Source organism: Psychrobacter sp. Choline-02u-9 (assembly GCF_002836505.1).
Lineage (GTDB): Bacteria > Pseudomonadota > Gammaproteobacteria > Pseudomonadales > Moraxellaceae > Psychrobacter.
On the sequence record NZ_PJBF01000058.1, the window covers coordinates 62,166 to 79,231 of the forward strand.

Sequence of the window (17,066 nt, forward strand, 5' to 3'; positions counted from 1 at the left end):
AAGTTTAGCAGAACCTTAGCAGGTACAATCTAAGCTACAGGCTATAAGTAATAAGGCTTACAGGAACTTTAGCAACTTTAGCGACTTTTTGTAGGTATAAAACTATATTGGCAGGCGTGAACGTCTGCCTTTTCTTATGTCTCTAGTAATTAAAGCATTGTTTATGTAGGGATAAATTAAACCATGTTATAATCAAGGTTATAAATTGACTAATGATTTAGATAACAACCAGAGATTAGACATGCCAGCAATTGCTATGACTCACAGCTTAGATGACTATCTTAAACTGAATATCTCACGCTATCGTGAGCAGCTGAGACAAGGCAACGCTCAGAGCATCGAATTCAATTACAGCTATCGAAGCAGTTCCTACCAATACTCTATCCAGTTATCTAAAACATCATGCAACTATGGCGGTCATCGCTACTGGTGGTTATGTCCTAAATGCCATAAAAGAACATCAACTTTATATTGTGCTGGCTTATATGTTTGCCGTCATTGCATTGGCGCAAATTATGGTAGTCAGCTACAACAACCGATAGACAGAATATTCAATCGTTTAAATACTCTTAGATCAAAGTTAGGCTGGCAACGTGGTGCTATTCATGGCATTGGATCACGTCCTAAAGGCATGCACCACAGTACCTATATAAAGTTGGTTAATGAGTATGACAAGCTGAGTGCTGATGTATGGCAAGCGTCACTTGATAAACTAGGATGTACCAGATGAGGTTAATAAATGCGATTACCTGACTTGAACGACTTAATGCAAGATTTGCAGCTAGCTAAACAAATCGCTATCGATGAGCGCAACCCAAACGCTGTAGTTATAGCGACGATGAGTCAAGCGAAGTTATTGTCCCTCGATAGACCAGTGATTAAAGATGTTGTTGCTGACGATGTGACTACTCTTAATGATCTTATTAGTGAGATAGTAAGCGATAAACAGAAAAGAGCCGCATTTAATGAAAGGCTTGAGTATGTCCGTAATGAGTACTAAGAAGCTGATACGCTAACTGAATTAAACTAAATGGATAGCTTCAACCTTTGAGCTATCCATTCTCTTCTCTGCGACTATACAAAAAAGATAACCCCAGATGTGGTGATATTTATTTTAAGTGTAGGTCGCTTTCTACATTGTCAAAATCTGACATGCCAGCATAAAAGAAACCATATAAAAAAATAAAATTTTGAGCAAATGGTGGTCAAATTGGTGGTCAATTCAATATATAAAAATATCAAACCTATATAAATCAACGCTTTACGGGTAAAAAAAGAGCCCACAGAGGAGGTACTGTGGGCTGAGGAAAACGGGTCATGTATTAGCTACACAGGCCGTGGTCAAGAGTTGTTGTAATTATTGGTGCTCTCTACTGTTATTTATAAGGATAATAATTATCAATACAATAGGTGGAGATATTTACTTAGCTATTAATATTTACTGATTTAAGTGTACAAGTGTTCTGGTACAGTCGCTATGATAGCGCAATTGAGTGCTGTCTGGCGGTTTTGGTTACAGTATATTACGTTGTAAAAATCCAAAAGACGCAAAGATTGATATGAAGCACTGATATTTAGAGTAAGTAGCGGAGCTTTATGGTGAAATTATCAATAAAGGCTTTCAATATTTTCAATACCTTATGGCGATAGAAGGTCATCTAGTCGATATTGATACCTTTGATAACTCAATCGCTGCAGAGATGGCATGACGCCTTGTCCGAAAAATGCTAAGCTATCTGCCATTATTATGTTCATATTAAACTGGGTTTGCCATGACTGACAGCACGCATTTGCATACGCAGGAAGAACCGCCAAGTTCGCAAAATACCAAGAGTATTTTTAACTTGCCAAACAACCTTACGATTGCGCGTATCTTGATGATTCCGCTATTTGTCGCGATTGCCTATTGGCCGCCAGCCATGGGTATTGGTATGCCTGCGATTTCAGACAATGTCATTGCGCGCGTTGGGATGAGTGAGTTTAGTGATAGTTTGTTGCGCCATTTATTATTGACTGGCGTCTTTATCATTGCCGCGATTACCGATTGGCTCGATGGGTATTTTGCTCGTAAACTTAATGTCATGTCAGCCTTTGGTCGATTTTTGGACCCTGTCGCTGACAAGTTAATGGTAGCTGTAGCGCTCATTGTCCTTGTACAGTGGCATCCCAATATCATTATGGCGATAGCGGCTATCGTCATTATTTCGCGTGAAATCGCAGTATCAGCGTTACGTGAGTGGATGGCAGAGCTGGGTAAGAGTACTAGCGTCGCGGTATCTTATGTGGGCAAACTAAAGACCACTTTTCAGATGGTGGCAATTACCGTACTACTACTTAATTGGCAGTCACTTGAAACTATCGGTTATGTATTAATGGTCGCCGCTGTAATACTTACCTTATGGTCGATGATGATTTATCTAAAAGCTGCTTGGCCTTACTTAAAGCAAAGCGGATAATTCCATAAGACAAAAATAGTTAGCATAAAATTTAAGCAATAAAAAACGCCAGTCGCATTAGCCACTGGCGTTTTTGTTTTTGCTACTTATAAATCAGACGACTTATAATGTCACTGAGTTGTTTTCGCCTAAGTTGGTCGCTTTCTTACCGTCCATTACTGCAGCAGTGGTCATCTTAAACATATTAACTACTGAGCTACCGCTTAGCCAGTATTCTGCACCATGTGGGACGACTTTGATTAATTGGACATTTGGATCTTCTTTACCTTGCTCATAAAACGCATTGTAAATTGGCGACCATAGCTCGTCTAACTTCTCTTGGTCTTCGACCAATTCTGCTTTACCGTTAATTGAGACATAATCTTTTGAATCTTGACTGACATAGGCCAAGTTCACTTGTGGGTCTTTTTCAATATCTTTGATGGTCTCAGTGGTTTTATCACCAATAAACCAAATCTCTTTTGCACCAATGCTCGTCTCGCTAGTCGTCATTGGGCAGGCATGTAAATGGCCTTCATGAGTACGAGTGGTCATCATGGCAAATTTCACTTCTTTTACCAATTCTTGTACTTTATCGATATGGTCTTGTCTACTCATAATAAATTTCCTTTTTTATAGTGTTTTAATTGGGCTTATATAGCATTGTTTTAATTAGCCGAATTGAACAGTTGATTATTTATAGTAATTTTTCTTCAGGCTAGATATGTTTAACCATTAAATAAATCTAAAAGTTAAACGTCATCGTCGCCTCAACAACTGAGACTAGAATACCGAGTTGTGACCCTACATTTATATAGGTTCCCGGTAATGCGATGTGAGTGTTTGTAAGGAATATGAAGGTTAGGTAAAAATTGTGACAGAGTAGATTTGAGCGTTCTATTTTTCAATAGGTTAGTTAAAAACAACTGGAAATTTGGCTTTTTTGAATTATCGATTCGCAAATAGTAAGTCGCGATAGAACGCAACTTATCGGCAATTTATCTTGGTTTAGACCTGCTTATTACAGGTCTTCTTGTTATAATACCCAGACCATTTACTTAGCATGGCAGAGATGCCTTGATCTTACGGATTATGCCTTTATGATGACCATCGCCGGACAACCGTTTCTTACCGATTTTCAGACGCAGCAACTCATCAGTCAGTTTCAGCAAAAAACCGAGCTAAATGTCAGTCAAATAAGTACACAGCAAGTGTATGTGCTATCACGAGAGCTATCTGGTGATGAACATAAAAAAGCGCTAGATTTACTGGCGGTTGACCATTCAGCAACGCTAAATACGCCGCAAGACAACCAACTACAAGTCATCGTTGGGCCACGTTTTGGTACGATATCGCCATGGGCAAGTAAAGCAACAGATATCTTTAATAACTGTGAAATCGAGATCAATCGTGTTGAGCGTGTCGTTGTTTATACGTTAACAATTGATGGTGAAGCAGGCGAAAAACTACCAGTAGACGCTGAGCAATTGTTGTTTGACCGTATGACGCAGAGCTTGGTTTATGACTTGAGCGATGTCAGCAAATTGTTTGACGATCAAGCGCCAGCATCATTGAATCATATCGACGTGATCGGACAAGGTCAGGCAGCGCTAGAGTCTGCCAATACAGAGTTCGGCTTTGCGTTATCAAGTGAAGATATTGATTATCTGATGAATGCCTATGTCAATGAGTTGAAACGCAACCCAACGGACGTTGAGCTGATGATGTTTGCACAGGCCAACTCAGAGCATTGCCGTCATAAGATCTTCAATGCCCAATGGACAGTCGATGGTGAAGTGCAGACAAAATCACTGTTTCAAATGATTAAAAACACGTACCAGTCGAACCCACAAGGTATCTTATCAGCCTATAAAGACAACGCCGCTGTGATGGCTGGGTCTGATGGTATGCGTTTTTATCCTATCCCGACCGACGCCATGGATGCCAACTCAATCCATCCTTACGACTTTCATCAAGAGAACATCGATATCTTAATGAAGGTTGAGACGCACAATCATCCAACAGCGATTGCCCCTTATTCTGGTGCGGCAACAGGTGCGGGCGGTGAGATTCGTGACGAAGGCGCGACTGGTCGCGGTGGTAAGCCAAAAGCGGGTCTAACAGGATTCCACGTGTCACATCTGCATATCCCAGAGCTTAGCGAAAAGTGGGAGCAGTCAGGTCAATTGAGTACGCAGGATTATGGTACGCCAGATCGTATGGCAACCAGCCTTGAGATCATGACCGAAGCGCCATTAGGCTCAGCCAACTTCTCAAACGAGTTCGGTCGTCCAAATCTATGCGGTTACTTCCGTAGTTTTCAGCTAGATACCTCTGCGGCAAAAGACGGTAGCGAGATGCGCGGCTATCACAAGCCAATCATGTTGGCAGGTGGTTACGGCAATATCAAACGCAACCTGATTGAAAAAAATGCAATCACAAAAGGCGATTTGCTAATTGTTCTTGGTGGCCCTGCGATGCAAATCGGTCTGGGCGGCGGTGCCGCATCGTCAGTCGATAGTGGTGACCTTGATGAAGGTTTGGATTTTGCCTCAGTTCAGCGCGATAACGCTGAGATGGAGCGTCGCTGCCAAGAAGTCATCGATCGCTGCTGGGCCTTAGCTGGTAATAAAGAGTCTGGTGATGATGTAGACGCCAGTAACAACAGTCAAGACGGCAATCCAATCGTCTCACTACATGACGTAGGGGCAGGTGGTCTGTCTAATGCCATGCCAGAATTGGTCAATGATCATGAAATGGGCGCGCATCTGAACTTGCGTAAGATTCCATCACTAGAAGCGGGCATGTCGCCAATGGCCATCTGGTCAAACGAAGCTCAAGAGCGTTATGTCCTCGCGATTCGCCCTGATAGCGAAGCCCAGTTCGATGCGATCTGTGCGCGTGAGCGCTGCCCGTATGCCATCTTGGGTACAGCTACGGATGTGCGTCAATTGGTGGTTAACGATTCGCTGCTAGATGAGCAACCTGTCGATATGCCGATGCAAGTATTGCTCGGCGGTACACCAAAAATGCAGCGTAGCTTCGAGCGTAGCGACAATACACTACCAGCATTAGAACTTGATGACGTTAATCTAGCCGAGTCAATCACCGATGTATTACGTCACCCAACCGTGGCTAGCAAATCATTCTTGATCAGCATTGGTGACCGCTCTATCACGGGTATGGTCGTGCGTGATCAGTATGTGGGTCGCTATCAGGTGCCTGTATCAGATTGCGCGGTGACGGCGACAGGTCTAGTTGCGTTAGATGGTCAGCCGATGACTGGTGAAGCCATGAGTGTCGGCGAGCGTACGCCTGTTGCGCTTATCAGTCCAAAAGCCTCTGCGCGTTTAGCAGTGGGTGAAGCGATTACTAACATCGCTGGCGCGCGTATTGCTCAGTTGTCTGATATCACGATGTCAGCGAACTGGATGGCAGCATGTGGTGATGATGTCGAGGACTCGGCATTGTTTGATGCGGTACATGCCGTCGGTGAAGAGCTGTGCCCAGCACTCGGTATCGCTATCCCAGTCGGTAAAGACTCGCTATCGATGCGTGCCAACTGGACAGACAGCAGTGAAGAAGGTGATACGGATAAATCAGTCGTGTCACCAATGAGCTTGGTAATTACCGCCTTTGCTCCTGTGGTTGATGTGGCAAAAACGCTAACGCCTGAGCTAATCAATGGCGACAGCGCGTTCTACCGTATTGACTTGTCTAAAGGAAAATTGCGTTTAGGCGGTTCAATCCTTGCGCAAACGCTGAGCCAATTGGGTAACGACTGCCCAGATTTGGCGCAGCCAAGCGACTTGGTCGACTTCTTTAACTTTATCCAAGCAGGCAACGCACAAGGCGTCATCAGTGCCTATCACGATATCGGTGATGGCGGTCTACTAGCGACCATCGCTGAGATGCAGTTCACCAGCCGTCAAGGTATCAAGCTGTCATTGGATGACGACAACTTACTCGGTCAGCTGTTCAGTGAAGAGCTGGGCGCGGTCATTCAAGTACTACCAGAAAACGTCGCCGCTCTCATGCAGTTGGCAGAAGAGTTTAACGTTGCTGATATGCTGAGCCTCGTCGGTCAAAGCTCGGAAGAAGACAGCTTACTGATCCAAACGCCAACGCTTATGGGTGATGACACCTTACGCTTTAGCCGTACTGAGTTACAGCAAGCGTGGACGCAGGTTAGCTATCAGATCGCGCGCCGCCGTGATAATCCAGCGTGCGTACAGCAAGAGTATGACTTGATTGCTGACGCGAGCCATAAAGGTCTAATCGCTGCGCCTAACTTTGATCTGAATCAAAAAGTTGAAGAACCGTATGTAAACAGCCGTGCTGATTCTGATAACAGCAAGCCAAGAGTCGCCATCTTGCGTGAGCAAGGCGTCAACGGTCAGACAGAGATGGCAGCAGGCTTTACCCAAGCTGGCTTTGAAGCAGTCGATGTACACATGAGTGATCTACTAAATGGTCGCATCAATCTACGTGACTTCGACGGTCTGGTCGCTTGTGGTGGCTTTAGTTATGGTGATGTACTGGGCGCTGGCTCTGGCTGGGCGAACTCTATCTTGTTCCATGACGAGCTACGCATGCAGTTTGTCCGCTTCTTTGCCCGTCCTGATACCTTTAGCTTGGGTGTCTGTAACGGTTGTCAGATGATGGCTCAGTTAAAAGACCTCATCCCAGGTGCAGAAAACTTCCCACGTTTCGTCGCGAACAAATCAGCTCGTTTTGAAGCGCGTACGGTCAACGTAAAAGTTGAGCGTACCAAGTCGATCCTGTTCAAAGGCATGCAAGACAGTATCTTGCCAATCGCTGTGGCGCATGGTGAAGGCTATGCCACACTAGACAACAACGAAATCGACGGTATGGCAAAACACGGTCAGCTGGCGATGCGTTATGTCGACAGCCAAGGTCATCCAACCGAGACGTATCCGCTCAATCCAAACGGTTCGCTCGGCGGTGTCACGGGTCTATGTAGCACTGATGGTCGCGTCACTATCATGATGCCGCATCCTGAGCGTAACCTAAAAGCTTATAACCATAGCTGGAAACCAGAAGAGTGGGACGAAGACGGCGCGTGGATGCGTATGTTCCGTAATGCTCGCGCTTGGTTGCGCTAGTCGCTACTCAAACCTCTAGCAATTGCTTATAGTTTGAGATAGCTGTTGTTTAAAATAAAAAGGTGGGCTTAGGCTCACCTTTTTTGTGTTTAAGAGTTGAGTGTTTGGAAATAAAGACTAGCGTTTATACCGTGCTTTCACGAGTATAGGTGGTGACACCCATGTTAAAATTGCGGTGAATAAAGACTAGTATTAAGCAAAATAAGGATTAATAACATGTCAGGAATTACAGATATCAATGAGCTATTGAGTTCGATGCAGCCAGCACTGGTTGATGAATTATTTGTATTTTGTACTGTAAAAGGGGAGCTAGCAGAATACGTAAACCTAGCGCCAATAGCGACGTTTATGGAGACAGAAGGGCTGACTTTGGTTTTGACAAAAGACAAAGCTGACGAAGCGGGTTTGCATTACGAAGGCGTGTTTCGACAAATCACTCTGACGGTGCATTCAAGTTTAGAAGCGGTAGGTCTAACCGCAGCAGTGTCAACCAAACTGACCTCAAAAGGTATCAGTGCCAATGTGATCGCTGCCTATTATCATGACCATATATTTGTATCGAATGATAAAGCGGAGCAGGCGCTATCAGCGTTAAAAGAGCTGAGTAATATATAAAGTTTTTGACGTTCTCAATTGCTTCTTTAGGATCAACTGAGTTAGTTTAGACAATTGTTTTAGGTATGAAAAAAGGTGGGCGTAATGCTCACCTTCTTTGTGTTTGGAGTTTTAAAAAGTAAGGGACGTTATTTTCCACACTAAGGCCACTATTTAAAATTATACCTCTTTTGTAGCTCAGAAATATTATGTGGTTCAAAACCCTCCCCACGTTTGCGAGCCTCTTTCCATAACATATCATCTTTCATCGTTTCATCAACTAAAACTATAATTTCTTTATAAGATTTCTCGACTTGATCTCTTTTCAATGAGAGGTTTTCTTGTTTCAAGTCTTCAAACACTAAATCAATAAGAGTCTCTAAATTGTAAGTATTAAGATATTTGTTATCGTTCTTGAAAAGCTTGGTAAAAGGTAGTAGAAGGCACTCCTCTGAAACGCTTGTATTATCTTTACCAAAGATATTTTTGTGAGCCTTACTAAAGCAACAGAGGTAAATAAATTTGTCCAAATTTACACGTTTTAGACTGGACTTAGATAATGACATTCTTGAGTTGTCATCACTCAAAAATTTTTGGCATAATAGCATTAATAAATTATTTTCTACTCTAGATGATTTTTTAAAGCTATATGTAATCATGTCTTTATTAGATTCGTCGCTAACCATATATCCTGAATTTAAATACCATTTTTCTAAAAACTTATTAGTCCAAATTGAATCTTTTTTAAACTCAGTTGTCATAATTGTTTCTTTATAACCATCAGCATTGAACTTGATATAATTATGGTTGTTTTTGGAATTAACTTTAATTATGTCAAGTTTAGAAAGTTTTAATAGCTCCTTAAATGAGTGCTTATCTTTGAGATCAGATGAGAACTTAACCTCTGAATCATCGAATAAAGATAGCTCAGTCCATAAGTCATTATTAATCCTAGGATCTTCTATACTGAATATAGATAGTATAGAGCTAAGAAACTTATCGTTTTTAAGCTGATTTCTAATAGCTTCTAAATGATTCTTTAAAAGATGCTCGATAAGATCTTCAAAATACTCATTCCTATTCATTTTTTTCTGAAACTCTTTTCTCCACGTATTTCTGTCTAACTGTAGAGCATCTCTAGCGTCGAACCCGTAAAAATCAATAAATATTGGCATTATGAAGAAACTAGCTAAAGACTCAACACTTTGTCCTTTAAATAAATTATTTAGACGATAACTTGGACCCTTTAGGAAACTGACTTTCTCACAATTAAATACTCCAAAAAATAAATTATATTTACTATCCCATATCAATTCGTCTTTATGACGGGATATGCTTTCATAATTATTAAAATCCTTGTTCAAACTAACTGATACAGGAATATTTTTTATAATTTTCTCTTTAATATCACCTATTTTAGTTATTATTTGTAAATAGTCAAATATAGGTTGCTCAATTGGATCATATGAGTTTTGAACTTCATCAACTAATTTTTCTTCGTCGTTTGGATTAAAAAGATGCGAATTGTATCTCATTCCTCTTCTTTTAAGCCTAAGATATAAAGATAATGTAGTACCAAAATTTCTAGAAGTATTGCTGTCCATTTTCTCGATGAAGCAATACCCTTGATTGTTAGAAATTGGAGAAGTCATTTCAATATTATAGGAATTACTATCGAAAATACTTCTCGTTTCAATATAGACCTTATTGTATGGAGATTCGTTCCCTTCTAAAAGGAGAAAAGCACTATGTAAACCAATACCAAATGTACCAGAAGGGCGTATGGACAATGGCATGTCATTAATAATTTTCTTTCTTTCTAGATTTTTGCTAGAACCAGCAATCTTTTGCATATATTCGAGATCTTTAATACTAATTCCAGTACCCATATCGCTAATGCTAAACTTCCAAATACTATAATCTGAATTATCTTCATCTTTAATTTTAGTGAAATTTACAGAAATAGGATAATCTCGAATTACATTCGAAAACTCTTCACTGTATGGATTTGACTGTTTATTCAGCTTAGGTTTAGGAGAGTTATCTCCGAATTCAGTCCAAACTCTAATATAAGTTGCATCGATAGCGTTCTGAAACAACTCCCTGTAAATGTTAATTTCATCGTCATACAAGTTTTTTCCTTGCAATAACTCAATAGCGCTACGTTCATCCAATGAAAATCTCATTGGTTTATCATTAAGCAAAATTTTTGAGCCATCCATTTCAACATCGAGTTTATTGATTGTTGGTAATAAGCCAAAATCACGATGCGGTACGATATTTTTCCATTGTGACATTTGATCTTGAATTTCGCTCTGAATCATATCAAACCATCTACGACATTCAATATATGCCATTTCTGTACTACAGATAGCAGTCACGCTAACAGTTTCGTTATCTAACTGAAATTCACGGATAGCTTGATGCTTCTGTTCATGTGTTTTGCTAAGAGATGGCATATTATTCCCTGCTTGCTTAGACATGACAGGGCAAAAGCGGTTGTCATCAATATCAAATAAGTCACCTAAGCGTAGTAAGCAAGCGACAAAACGAGGGTGACAGTTTTCTGTACCCATTCCCGTTTGACGGAAGGGTAGTGTTTTCATCACATAATCTTCAAAACCAAGCCCATGCGCCCAGCATATTTGACCAAGATAACGATAAATACGTTTGGGAAGTAGTTCAGTGCGAGGAGAGCTAATACCAAGTTTCTCAAAAGGATCTAAAACCACTGAATTTGAGTTTTTGGCATGACCACGACGATACCATTCAGCTATCATTTGACGATATTTTTCAACGCCCGTATGTGGGTCTGAATGATTAACAAGAGCTTTGTTCCAACCATTTTTATGCCAGACTTTGGCAAATTCATGTAAGTCTTGCGTATTATCATTAGCTAGGCTTTCGACATATTCTTTAAAGTCATCTTCATCAAAAACTTTTTGAACTTCATCAGCACTAAATAACATACCGATATCGTGCCAGTACGCCGCTTCTAGAATTAACCATGTATCTGTCGCTGTCAGCTTTTCAATATTGCTACCTAACAGACGCTCGATATTGACGAGGATTTGCTGAGAGTGGGATTCATTATGACTACTAAAGTGTGGGTAATAACTGCCCACATTTTCGAGCGACTTACCGACGAGCTTTTCATCAAACTCCCATTGCGACATCAATATTTTAGTATTGCTGTCTTCATCAGTTTTCTTTCTTAGATGTTTGATTAATCCTGCGCTCATGGTAAGTCCTTTTTATTATCTTTTAAGTAAGACGTTTTAGTTTTGTATCATTTATCAACATAGGTTGATTTTACCGTAAACGCACGATTAACGGATAAAAAATATTTTCACCTAACTATTTATACTTTATCCTTCTCATTACTTTTCATTATCCAAAAAAAACGGCGCTGAAATCAGTGCCGTTTTATCAGTCATGACAATGTAAACCCTAATCACGACTCGTCAAATACTAAATCGCCAAAATCAATCCCAGCTTAAAATCACCTTACCGCATTGCCCACTTTCCATGATATCAAAGCCTTCTTGAAAATCATCAATGTGCATGCGATGGGTAATGATTGGTGTCAAATCAATACCGCTAATCAGCATTTGCTCCATCTGATACCACGTCTCCCACATCTCGCGCCCATAAATACCTTTTAGGGTTAACGCCTTAAAAATAATCTTGCTCCAATCCACCGTGGTAGTGTTAGGCAAAATGCCCAAGAGCGCAATTTTAGAGCCGTTATACATGTTACTAATCATCGAATCAAAGGCCTGAGGCGAGCCTGACATCTCAAGCCCAATATCAAAACCGTGCATTTTTAACTCAGCAATAGCACCTTCGATGGTTTCACCCTTGGCTGGGTTGATGGTCATCGTCGCGCCCATTTTTTTGGCAAGCTCTAGACGATAATCACTGATATCACTGACCACAATGTTACGTGCTCCGGCAAATCGGCAAATCGCCGTTGCCATTGAACCAATCAATCCTGCACCCGTGATTAGCACATCTTCACCAAGGACAGGAAATGATAAAGCGGTATGAGTGGCGTTGCCAAAGGGATCCATAATGGCGGCCATCTCATCGCTGATACGCTCATCGAGTTTGATGACATTGTCGGCAGGTATCACCAAATATTCGGCAAACGCGCCATCGCGGTCAACGCCCACGCCGATGGTATTTTCGCACACATGTAGCTTACCACGGCGGCAGTTACGGCAATGCCCGCAAGCGATATGGCCTTCGCCTGTGACTCGGTCACCTACTTCAATATGCTTGACGCCATCGCCCATTTCACTAATGACACCGACGTATTCATGTCCGATAATCATCGGCGTGTTTATGGTTTTTTGTGACCACTCATCCCACTTATAAATGTGCAAATCTGTGCCACAGATGGCGGTTTTTTTAATTTTTATTTTAACGTCATTGATGCCGACCGTTGGTTCTGGCATGTCTTGCATCCAGATGCCTTTTTCGGCATGAGCTTTAACCAGTGCTTTCATAGTTTTCTCTTATTTAGCTGCATTATATTTTATGGTTGAATCTGGGGTGTCCTCATTTTAAAAATGGTGATAAAAATGAGATAAATTGCCGTCAAACGAGGAAAATAGTGCAGATAATATCGAGATATTGACCAACTATTTGACGATGTTTGGCAAAATTTAGCTATTTTTAGCCCATTTAGAGAACGCTCGTTTGAATTGAGGGCACGGCCTAGATAAATATCGAACGACGCTTAATCAATCACTTTCATTTGCTTGGCGACTTTGATAAAGGCGGCGATACACTGGTCGAGCTGCTCGCGAGTATGGGCGGCAGAGAGCTGGACACGAATGCGAGCCTCGTTTTTGGGTACGACAGGGTAAAAGAAGCCAATCACATAAATGCCTTCTTCAAGCAGTGCATTTGCCATTTGCTGCGAGACATTGGCGTCATACAGCATCACTGCACAAATGGCCGATTCGGTGGGCTTGATGTCGAAGCCCGCGTCTTGCATTTGCTTCACAAAATAGGCAGTATTTTCATGCAATTGGTCTTGTAGAGTATTGTCTTGCGATAGCATTTCAAACGCTTTTACCCCAGCGGCAGCCACCATAGGAGGAATAGAATTTGAAAATAGATACGGGCGTGAGCGTTGACGCAGCATCTCAATCATTTCTTTTTTACCCGTGGTAAAGCCGCCAATAGCACCGCCAAATGCCTTGCCCAAAGTGCCAGTGATCAGCTCAATATCGCCACGTAGATCAAACAATTCAGTCACGCCGCCACCAGTGCGACCGACCACGCCTGCTGAATGTGATTCGTCAATCATGACCATGGCATCATATTTTTGTGCCAACGCATAAATCTCATCCATCGGCGCTACATTACCATCCATTGAAAACACACCATCAGTGACAATCAAACGAAAACGCTGTGCTTGCGCCGCTTGCAATTGCGTTTCTAAATCTTGCATATCTGCATTGGCATAGCGATAACGCGCGGCTTTACACAGGCGTACACCATCGATGATTGAGGCATGATTTAACGAATCAGAAATAATGGCGTCTTCGCTAGTCAGCAGTGGTTCAAAGGCACCGCCATTGGCATCGAAACAGGCCGCATAAAGAATGGTATCTTCGGTATTAAAAAACTTAGAGATCGCTGCTTCTAATTGCTTATGCAAATTTTGCGTACCACAAATAAACCGCACCGATGACATGCCGTAACCTGAGTTTTCGATGGCTTGGATCGCCGCCTTTTTAATCTCAGGGTGGTCAGACAATCCAAGGTAATTATTGGCACAGAAGTTAAGCATCTCACGGCCATCGGCAATCTTGATGAGCGCATCTTGCGGAGAGGTAATAACGCGCTCGTTTTTATACAGTCCTGCCGCGCGTATATCACTGATTTCTTGTTGTAGGTGTTTTTGAAAGGCTTGATACATAAATATTCCTTTTTTAGTATTATTGGTGTTCGTTTGATAATAGAGATATTGGGACTGGTAATAGAATCAAGTTATCAAAGCCAAGCTATCAAAAGCCGCGCATCATCCTAGCTATCATTAAAATCAACGATAAAACTAAAGAGGCGGGAAGCCAACGAGATGGTGCGAGCAGTGATACTATCTATAACCCTGTGAGCGGTGATTTTATCATTAGCCTATCGCAATAAATAGCCTAAATAGTCGGTAGATAGGCCTTCTTTTATAAAGCTATATAGTACTGTTTAGTTGTAGTGTTGGTCTCATAGCGGCTTAGCTATGTCTCAAAACATAAGACATCAACTTGCGCATCTTTATAATCTTGATCGTTAACTACCGTCTATCCAGTTAGTCATCTTTGGGACGCTTCTGAGCCTCAGCGATCAACTCATGAATCTTGGTACTTTCCTTTAGCACACAAGCATCATAGGCAGAAAGTGGCTCAGGTTCTTGCTCCTCTTTCTTTTCCTGCTCTTGCTCTTGTTTGGCTTTTTCTTCTAAATACTTTTGCAGATCGTCTTGCTCATTTTTTTGAGAGTTATTCATGGTTTATGTCTCCTAATAGCCTGTATTCTTTAATAAAAATCATCCCGACCAGCATACTTCTTATTTAGTGCCTGCAATATCGCATAGGTCTCGCTATCCATATTACCCGTTGGCTGCTGCGCTCTAAAGTGCAGCTGAAACGCATAGACGACATCGCGACTGGCTTTGTCCCACGTATCAGTATCGTTGATTTGATAGCCATACTTGCGAAACGCTTGCTTAATCTCAGGTATCGTTGCCGACGCAAATCCATTTTGATTCATAAAGAACTGCTTATCAAATTCATCATACCAAGCGCCAATACCGTAATCGAAATACAGTCGCTCCCACGGGAATTTGGCACCGGGGTCTATCTTGCGCGAGGGTGCCATGTCCGAGTGACCGATAATATTCTTTGGTGAGATGTCATATCTCGCAGTGATGTCTTGTACTAACTCCGCGACCTTTTTAATCTGTAACTCGTCAAAAGCCACATAATGGTCATAAGGATGATATGCCAGCTGGCCGTCTTTCAGTGCATTTTGATACTCAGGCGTAATCCCTGCATTGACGATTTCTATACCGATAGAAGTATCGTTTAATATCGTTCGTCCTGCAAAACCGCCATCACCTGCATGCCATGCGCGCTCGCTCTCTGGTACTAAGTTGTAGATTTTATTGTCGTCGTTGTCTAATACTAGATAGTGCGCGCTCACATTGCCCGTGGTCAATGTCTTTATCGAGCGCTCATTATCAGAGACTGTATAGTGCAATACGATGGTTTTGATGCGCTCGCTTTTGCCAGTAGCTTGGTAGCTATCGCTGTCGATTACATATTGCGGCTCTGACGTTGATACGCAGCCCACGAGCGATAGTATAGAGGATGATACTAGTACTGATGCCAATGCAATCGAGGAAATGTTTTTTACCATGAAATGCTCTGTGTGGGAATAGTTGCGGTTAATTAACGTTGGAATTGACTGCGATTTTTTTATAACCAATTGCCCCGAGCAGAATAAAGAATCCTAGCAAGACATAAGCATTGAATGACAGCGCTGCTGGTGAAAATGGTAGCAGTAACAGCGATATAAAGACCATACTGATTAATACAGAGAGATAATTTAACGGACTTGCCTGTTTCTTTTTTCGCTCATTGATAAGGTCGGCGGTCGTGACATAAGCGAAGCCAACTGTAATGCCCAAGGACGCCATTGTCACGATATCGAGTAGGTAGTTTCTACCTAGCCAAGGAGAGAGTAGGCACACCAAGCATATCAATATAACGGTTTTTTGCTTACTGAATTGGTTGTGTTTATCTGTAAATATACTGGGCAGTAATGACGTGTCGCCCATAGATTCTAAGAGCTTAACCGATGACAATATAAAGCCGTTGATACCGCTCATTATCGAGCCAATCATAGCGATCGATAGCAGCCAAATGCCGATGCTACCAATCCGATTGTCTATGCCTTCACCTGTCGCCCAGTGGCTGTCTTTAATTGCTTGATAGTCAAAGCTCATATTCAGCGCGGTAAAGTAGTTGATCAAAAAGTAAAACAACACGCCAGCTATGAGTGAAATTAGGATAATACTTTTGGTCTTGGTTTTTGAATCGCTGATGGCTTTTGAAATCTGCGGTGTGGTCTCAAAACCAACATACGCCCACGGCATAACGGCCAAGATAGGTAACCATGCCAGACTGGTGATAGAGCCGCTAGACATATCAGTTGGCAAAAATGCTTGGGTAGTTGGTGTCATCCAAAGCGAGGCAAAAAACAGCGCAGTGACTGATAGAATCATAAAGAGGGCGATATAGAGTTGGATTTTTGCGCCGACTCGTACGCCTTTTAGGTTGATATAACTGAACAGAATAATAGCCGCGCTGCATAGGAACACTTCACTGGCGTAGACTTCCCAACCAGCAATCGTATACAGATAGCTTAATTGTAAGCCACTAGGTAGCAGATAGCGCAGTAGCAAAGCGACGGCTGATATATTGAGCGCGATAATAGAAATATAGCCTATCGTGACGCCCCAACCATAAATATAGGCATGCTTGCGATTAATGTATTTTTCAATCCAATAGATACCGCCTGACTCGTTCTCTGGCGTTTGGGTCAGCAAATTAATATAGGCACGCGCAACCATATAGATGGCTAAAGTACCAATAATAATAGCAACAGAAGAGCCTAATAGCTGTGACTGCGGCAAAAACAAATCACCTGGCATGACATAAGCGCCCCAGCCGATAATCGCACCGACGCTAATCGCTATCGCTTGTAGGTAGCTGATACTTTCTGTCTTTTCACTCATAAAGTGCTCCTTCACGATCAAAGATGGAGAAGGATAGAATGTTTATTATGGAGCTGACATAGAACATGAAAAACCTTGTGACGCCATTACGCAGGGTAGTGG

Annotated in this window: 12 protein-coding genes; 5 read left to right on the forward strand and 7 right to left on the reverse strand. The window is 41.9% G+C overall.

Annotated features, from left to right (window positions below):
* The first annotated feature begins 241 nt into the window (after positions 1-241).
* The 3 genes from CXF69_RS10415 (at position 242) to pgsA (ending at position 2,456) form a co-directional block, all read left to right on the forward strand.
* On the forward strand, positions 242-730 hold the full coding sequence (locus CXF69_RS10415) for a hypothetical protein (protein ID WP_180954803.1): 489 nt from the start codon (positions 242-244) through the stop codon (positions 728-730).
* 9 nt (positions 731-739) lie between these two features.
* The gene (locus tag CXF69_RS10420) at positions 740-1,000 is read left to right on the forward strand and encodes a hypothetical protein (protein WP_102078605.1); all 261 of its coding nucleotides are present in this window, start codon (positions 740-742) and stop codon (positions 998-1,000) included.
* Between the two features lie 772 nt (positions 1,001-1,772).
* On the forward strand, positions 1,773-2,456 hold the full coding sequence (pgsA, locus tag CXF69_RS10425; protein ID WP_057758088.1) for a CDP-diacylglycerol--glycerol-3-phosphate 3-phosphatidyltransferase: 684 nt from the start codon (positions 1,773-1,775) through the stop codon (positions 2,454-2,456).
* 102 nt (positions 2,457-2,558) lie between these two features.
* On the opposite strand, the gene CXF69_RS10430 is transcribed toward pgsA, so the two are convergent.
* Positions 2,559-3,053 (reverse strand): pyridoxamine 5'-phosphate oxidase family protein, encoded by a 495-nt coding sequence (locus CXF69_RS10430; protein ID WP_057758090.1) that lies wholly within the window; start codon positions 3,051-3,053, stop codon positions 2,559-2,561.
* Between the two features lie 482 nt (positions 3,054-3,535).
* Between CXF69_RS10430 and purL the strand changes: the two genes are divergently transcribed.
* Both purL and CXF69_RS10440 read left to right on the forward strand, forming a co-directional pair.
* Positions 3,536-7,561, forward strand: coding sequence for a phosphoribosylformylglycinamidine synthase (purL, locus tag CXF69_RS10435; RefSeq protein WP_102078913.1), 4,026 nt, complete (start codon positions 3,536-3,538; stop codon positions 7,559-7,561).
* 216 nt (positions 7,562-7,777) lie between these two features.
* Positions 7,778-8,176 carry an ACT domain-containing protein gene (locus tag CXF69_RS10440; protein ID WP_102083178.1) on the forward strand — a complete coding sequence of 133 codons (399 nt, stop codon included), beginning with the start codon at positions 7,778-7,780 and terminating at the stop codon, positions 8,174-8,176.
* Between the two features lie 149 nt (positions 8,177-8,325).
* On the opposite strand, the gene CXF69_RS10445 is transcribed toward CXF69_RS10440, so the two are convergent.
* The 6 genes from CXF69_RS10445 to CXF69_RS10470 form a co-directional block, all read right to left on the reverse strand.
* A complete protein-coding gene (locus CXF69_RS10445) occupies positions 8,326-11,397 on the reverse strand; it encodes an HD domain-containing protein (RefSeq protein WP_102083179.1) in 3,072 nt (1,023 codons plus the stop codon).
* A 243-nt stretch (positions 11,398-11,640) separates the two neighbouring features.
* Positions 11,641-12,666 (reverse strand): L-threonine 3-dehydrogenase, encoded by a 1,026-nt coding sequence (gene tdh / locus CXF69_RS10450; protein ID WP_102078022.1) that lies wholly within the window; start codon positions 12,664-12,666, stop codon positions 11,641-11,643.
* 233 nt (positions 12,667-12,899) lie between these two features.
* The gene (gene kbl / locus CXF69_RS10455; protein WP_102078023.1) at positions 12,900-14,090 is read right to left on the reverse strand and encodes a glycine C-acetyltransferase; all 1,191 of its coding nucleotides are present in this window, start codon (positions 14,088-14,090) and stop codon (positions 12,900-12,902) included.
* A gap of 384 nt (positions 14,091-14,474) precedes the next feature.
* Positions 14,475-14,672, reverse strand: coding sequence for a hypothetical protein (locus tag CXF69_RS10460; protein WP_102078024.1), 198 nt, complete (start codon positions 14,670-14,672; stop codon positions 14,475-14,477).
* 29 nt (positions 14,673-14,701) lie between these two features.
* The gene (locus CXF69_RS10465) at positions 14,702-15,583 is read right to left on the reverse strand and encodes an N-acetylmuramoyl-L-alanine amidase (RefSeq protein WP_102078025.1); all 882 of its coding nucleotides are present in this window, start codon (positions 15,581-15,583) and stop codon (positions 14,702-14,704) included.
* 28 nt (positions 15,584-15,611) lie between these two features.
* The gene (locus CXF69_RS10470; protein WP_102078026.1) at positions 15,612-16,964 is read right to left on the reverse strand and encodes an APC family permease; all 1,353 of its coding nucleotides are present in this window, start codon (positions 16,962-16,964) and stop codon (positions 15,612-15,614) included.
* Between the last annotated feature and the right edge of the window lie 102 nt (positions 16,965-17,066).

Excerpts from the sequence above, each read along its gene's own strand:
- CXF69_RS10415 (WP_180954803.1), top strand. The coding sequence starts at position 242 with ATGCCAGCAATTGCTATGACTCACAGCTTAGATGACTATCTTAAACTG.
- CXF69_RS10420 (WP_102078605.1), top strand. The coding sequence starts at position 740 with ATGCGATTACCTGACTTGAACGACTTAATGCAAGATTTGCAGCTAGCT.
- pgsA (WP_057758088.1), top strand. The coding sequence starts at position 1,773 with ATGACTGACAGCACGCATTTGCATACGCAGGAAGAACCGCCAAGTTCG.
- CXF69_RS10430 (WP_057758090.1), bottom strand. The coding sequence starts at position 3,053 with ATGAGTAGACAAGACCATATCGATAAAGTACAAGAATTGGTAAAAGAA.
- purL (WP_102078913.1), top strand. The coding sequence starts at position 3,536 with ATGATGACCATCGCCGGACAACCGTTTCTTACCGATTTTCAGACGCAG.
- CXF69_RS10440 (WP_102083178.1), top strand. The coding sequence starts at position 7,778 with ATGTCAGGAATTACAGATATCAATGAGCTATTGAGTTCGATGCAGCCA.
- CXF69_RS10445 (WP_102083179.1), bottom strand. The coding sequence starts at position 11,397 with ATGAGCGCAGGATTAATCAAACATCTAAGAAAGAAAACTGATGAAGAC.
- tdh (WP_102078022.1), bottom strand. The coding sequence starts at position 12,666 with ATGAAAGCACTGGTTAAAGCTCATGCCGAAAAAGGCATCTGGATGCAA.
- kbl (WP_102078023.1), bottom strand. The coding sequence starts at position 14,090 with ATGTATCAAGCCTTTCAAAAACACCTACAACAAGAAATCAGTGATATA.
- CXF69_RS10460 (WP_102078024.1), bottom strand. The coding sequence starts at position 14,672 with ATGAATAACTCTCAAAAAAATGAGCAAGACGATCTGCAAAAGTATTTA.
- CXF69_RS10465 (WP_102078025.1), bottom strand. The coding sequence starts at position 15,583 with ATGGTAAAAAACATTTCCTCGATTGCATTGGCATCAGTACTAGTATCA.
- CXF69_RS10470 (WP_102078026.1), bottom strand. The coding sequence starts at position 16,964 with ATGAGTGAAAAGACAGAAAGTATCAGCTACCTACAAGCGATAGCGATT.